The sequence below is a fragment of the Streptomyces griseorubiginosus genome, from assembly GCF_017614965.1.
Taxonomy (GTDB): domain Bacteria; phylum Actinomycetota; class Actinomycetes; order Streptomycetales; family Streptomycetaceae; genus Streptomyces; species Streptomyces griseorubiginosus_B.
Genome location: NZ_WVUG01000480.1, coordinates 1 through 4,323, shown reverse-complemented (window position 1 = coordinate 4,323; position 4,323 = coordinate 1). Strand labels below are relative to the sequence as shown.

Genomic DNA, 4,323 nt, shown 5'->3' with positions numbered 1-4,323 from the left:
ACTGCGACTCGGCCGGCCCGCCGCGTCCTGCCGGGGGATCAGCAGGAGTTGGTGACGTAGTCCTCGGTCGGGGCGAGCAGGTGCTCGGCCCAGACGGTGTGCATCTTCACGTAGGCGTCCGGGTTGAGGATGTCCGCGACCTGCTGGCCCAACGACTCCTGCAGATGGGCTGAGTTGATGTGCTGGAGCAGCACGCTCAGGGTGTCGTCGGAGACGCTGCCGGCGCCGTTCACGGCGGGCGTGAGGATCGACTCGAGCCAGACGGTGTGCATCTTCAGGTAGCTGTCCAGCTTCAGCGCGTCCTGCACCTGCTGGCCCGGGGACTCCTCCAGGTGCGCCTTGTCGATGTGCTGCAGGATGGGCAGCAGCACCTGCTGAACGCTGACACAACTCCCGTCACCGTCACCGCCGCTGCTGCCGCCGGAGCCGCTGCCGCCGGACGTCGAGCCGCCCGTGCCGCCACCGGTCGAGCCACCCGTCGAGCCGCCCGTCGACCCTCCGGTCGAGCCACCGGTGGACCCTCCGGTCGAGCCGCCCGTGGACCCACCGGTCGAGCCACCCGTCGAACCGCCGCCCGACCCACCGGAGTCGCCCCCGCCGCTGTCGGCGACCACGGTGATCGAGGCCGTCATGTCCGGGTGGACCGCGCAGTAGTAGTCGTACGTACCGGCCTTGGTGAAGGTGTACGACCAGCTGTCGCCCTTCTGCAGCGAGCCGGAGTCGAACTTGGCCGGGCCGCTGGTGGTGGTGACCGTGTGCGGAGCGGTGTCCTCGTTGACCCACTTCACCGTCTGCCCGACCTTCACGGTCAGCTTCGGCTTGCTGAACGCGTAGTTCTTGATGTCGATGGTGTAGTCGGCAGCCGCGGCCTCGGTGGCCGACTGGCCCATGTCGGCCATCTGGTGCGCCTCGGCGGCCGGTTCGGCCGCTCGCGTGGCCGCGGACCCGGTGGACGCCTGCAGCAGGCCGAGTCCGACGGCGGCCGCGAGGCCCGCGCCCAGACCGGTGGCCAGCAGTACCTTGTTGCCCACCCGGGAGCGCGGGCGGCTCGGGGGAGCGGTGGTTTCTTCGGTGTGCATGGAGGTGCTTCTCCCTTGTGAGGTTCCCCCGGCGGGGGTCCCTGTCGGGTGACAGGGGTCGGGAAGTGTGCCGGTCAGCGGCCGGGAGCCGAGGTGACCAGCCAACTCGTCGCGGCCAGTACGACGAGGACGAGCCCCGTCTCCGCCGCGACCGAGTGGACGAAGGGCCGTACGGTGGCGCGGTCGCCGCGCAGCAGTACGGCGATGTCGAGCCGTGTCCGCACCCAGCCACGGCTGCGCTGCGCGACCGCCAACACGAGTGCCAGCACCGCGAGTTTGAGCAGCAGCAGCCGCCCGTACCCGGTGCCGACCAGGGCGTCGTACGACCCGACGACCTGCCAGGTGAGCACAGCGCCGGCGGCCACGATCGCCGCGACCGACACCCCGGCCAGCGTGGAGTAGCCGGAGACCACGGCCGACAGCTCCTCGGGCCGGCGCCGGGGCAGCACCCCGAACAGCAGCAGCGCCAGGCCGCCGAGCCAGAGCGAGACGCCGAGCAGATGGACCAGGTCGGCCACCGCGCCCCAACCCGGGTGCGTGCCCTCGGAGTTGTGGCCGGTCATGCCGGCCGTCCGCAGCAGCCCCACGGTCACCGCCAGCGCGCCCACCCGCCAGCCGGGTGACCGCGCCGCCCGCTCCGCGCCCTGCAGCAGGGCGGCCAGCACGATGGCGGCGAGCACCCACATCAGCACCCGGCAGGCGGCCACGACGCCGACCTCGGTGCCCGACAGGTCGGTGTAGGTGGCCCGTCGGAAGACGTCACCGAGCGAGCCCAGCGCCCCGTACGCGCTCTGCAGCCCCGGTGTGAGCAGGCTCGCCGCGAGGCCGGCCGCCCAGGAGAGGGTGAGGACACAGCGGGTACGGCGGTCTCCGGCGCCCTGCGGCCAGAGCAGCGCGAGGAAGGCGAGGCCGCCGACGTACAGGGCGAGGGCGAGATAACCGGTCCAGCGGGCGGTGATCCAGGCCGTGTGGACGGTCTCGGAGGGGTGCGGAACCGGCGGTGTCGAGGAGTCGGAGGACTTCGCGGTTAGGGGGAAGGAGAGCGCCCCGGACGTGGAATGCCCGTCATCCATGTCAAGGACCTGCCAATCTAGAACGAGGCGGTCCTGGCCGGAGATCTTCGGGACGGTGACCTTGACGGCCTTGCCGCCGCCGGCGCGGGTCACACCCAGCGGCCTCCCGGACGCCTTGATGTGGACGTCCGCCGGGTCGACCGGCTCGCTGAAGCGCAGCGTCACGGTCGCCGGGGTGTGCGTGAGCCGGGCGCCGTTGTCCGGGGTCGAGGACATCAGTTCCGTGTGCGCCGACGCGGGCGGCGCGGCGAGCAGCAGGGCGGCGAGGGCGGCCAGGACAGCGGTGAGCAGGGACGGGGCGCGGCGTCTCACGGCAGTACCTCCGGCAGCACCGAGGGAGAGGCGGCGACGCCGACACAGAGGGAGGAGGACGGGGAGAGCGAGGGAGCGGGGGACGGCGGCGGCGAGGCCGGCGTGAGCAGGCTGTCCAGCAGGCCGGTCACCGGGGTGACAACGCCGTTCAACAGTGGTTGGACCAGTCGGACTTCGCCCTCCCCGCAGCTGTCCGGGGCTGAGGAGGACGGGGGCGTCGTCGGGGAGGGCGAAGGCGAGGGAGAGGACGACTCATGTCCCGCGCCGCCGGTTCCGCCCCTGCCGTGGCCATGGCCGCTTTCCCCGCCGGAGGTTTGGTCGGCGACGGGAATTCCGGCGCCGCTGTCGCCCGCCGGATAATCTCCCGCCGAGCCGAATCCGTAATTCCCCGTCGCGCTGTCGGGCGGCGGTCCGGTCTCCGAACGGGACGTCGGCTGACGGGGCGTGGGCGCGGCGGCGGAGGCCGGCGGCGAAGCGGTGTCGACGGTCGTGGTGCCGGGGGCTCCGATGCCCGAGGCGTAGCCGAGGACGACGATCACGGCCGCGACGAGCGCGCCCGCGACGATCTCGTCGCGATGGTCTCCTGGCCAGGAAGCCCTGGCGAAGAAGGACATGGTCCCTCCTGACGCTGTGCGTGGACGGCGGTGACCAGGAGTGCACCGGGGTGACGATTCCCGTCCGCTACGCGTCAGTTAATCGATCGTTTCGTGTCCTCATATTCGACCGGGGACGGGTTGTGAGAACGGACCTCACCACACCAATGCGCGCATTGCATTCCGTGAAGAAACCGGAGGGAGTGTGAATTCGAACGCCCGCGGCATTTAATTCTTCACGAAATCCCCTTTCCTGCATATGCCCTATGTGTCGGTGTGCAACTCGACGCAGCACGCGCCCGGTCGGGGCGTCAGTACCGCGGTGGTGTCGGTGTTGCCGGAGGCGGCCAGGCAGCTGGCGAGGAAGGCGTGGTTCATGCCGCAGATCAGGTCGGGGGCCTGGGCGGCGACCGGGTGGAACGGGCAGTTGTACAGCACCGTGCGGCCGGAACCGGCGTCGGCCGGCTCGAACCCGAGGGATTCCAGGATCGCCGTGACGTCCCCGCCGGGGGTCTCCGCGCCCAGGGCCTCGCCCCGCGCCCGGGCGACCCGGAGCGCCGCCTCCCGGGCGCTCTCGCCGGGCCGCTGCGCGGTCAGCGCCTCGGTCAGCAGGGAGGCCAGCAGGTCGTGGCGGCGCGGAGGGAGGCTCAGGGAGAGGGTCTCGGGGGTGGGCTCGTACACCTTCGGGGCGCGGCCGACCCGGCGCGGGCCGTGGCCGCCGTGGCGCGCCTGCAGCAGGCCCGACGCGACCAGCTTGTCCAGGTGGAAGGCGGCCAGCTTGCGGGAGATCCCCACCGCCGCGGACGCCTCTTCCCTGGTCACCGGGCGTCTGGCCCGCCGGACGTAGTCGAGCAGCCGGCGCCGGGACTCGTCGCCGAGGACGGCGAGCGCGGCGGCCGTGGCATCGGGGTTCACCGCATCACCGTAACTCCGTCGAGTGGACTTGCTTGACCTGTCGCCGAATAAGACCAACACTCGTTGGTGAAATACCTCATGGGCGAGGTGGGTCCATGACGGCAGTGCGGGAGGGCAGAGCGTCGGCAACGGGCAGCTGACGCTCTCCGCCGTCGCTCTGGCCACCCTCGGCGTCTCCGGCTACCTCGGCGGCGAGCTCGCCTACCGCTACGGCGTCCGCGTGGCCGCGGAGTCCGTGCAGGCCGAGGGCTACCGCAGTAGCCGTACGACGCCCTGACCAGACCCCCCACCGGAGCCGGACGCCAGACCCCCCACCGGAGCCGGACGCCAGACCCCCCACCGGAGCCGGAC

General features: G+C 71.9%; 4 protein-coding genes and 1 pseudogene. 1 reads left to right on the top strand and 4 read right to left on the bottom strand.

Going from position 1 to position 4,323, the window contains the following annotated elements; genetic code table 11:
- Positions 1–38: 38 nt before the first annotated feature.
- From GRC12_RS42245 to GRC12_RS42230, 4 genes are all read right to left on the bottom strand, one after another.
- The gene (locus GRC12_RS42245) at positions 39–1,079 is read right to left on the bottom strand and encodes a cupredoxin domain-containing protein (protein WP_208785750.1); all 1,041 of its coding nucleotides are present in this window, start codon (positions 1,077–1,079) and stop codon (positions 39–41) included.
- Positions 1,080–1,153: 74 nt separating this feature from the next.
- Positions 1,154–2,464, bottom strand: a complete 1,311-nt coding sequence (locus tag GRC12_RS42240) for a copper resistance CopC/CopD family protein (protein ID WP_308286757.1) — start codon at positions 2,462–2,464, stop codon at positions 1,154–1,156.
- Positions 2,461–3,078: a hypothetical protein gene (locus GRC12_RS42235; RefSeq protein WP_208785749.1), complete on the bottom strand. Its 618-nt coding sequence runs from the start codon at positions 3,076–3,078 to the stop codon at positions 2,461–2,463. The genes GRC12_RS42240 and GRC12_RS42235 overlap by 4 nt, the downstream gene beginning before the upstream one ends.
- A 243-nt stretch (positions 3,079–3,321) precedes the next feature.
- Complete coding sequence (locus GRC12_RS42230) at positions 3,322–3,972, bottom strand: helix-turn-helix transcriptional regulator (RefSeq protein WP_208785748.1); 651 nt, start codon at positions 3,970–3,972, stop codon at positions 3,322–3,324.
- Positions 3,973–4,093: 121 nt separating this feature from the next.
- On the opposite strand from GRC12_RS42230, the pseudogene GRC12_RS47020 reads away from it, so the two are divergent.
- A pseudogene (locus GRC12_RS47020) lies at positions 4,094–4,249 on the top strand (DUF2231 domain-containing protein); the annotation flags it as partial.
- Positions 4,250–4,323: the final 74 nt, after the last annotated feature.

Coding starts and splice junctions, on each gene's coding strand:
- GRC12_RS42235 (WP_208785749.1), bottom strand. CDS start 3,078: ATGTCCTTCTTCGCCAGGGCTTCCTGGCCAGGAGACCATCGCGACGAG.
- GRC12_RS42245 (WP_208785750.1), bottom strand. CDS start 1,079: ATGCACACCGAAGAAACCACCGCTCCCCCGAGCCGCCCGCGCTCCCGG.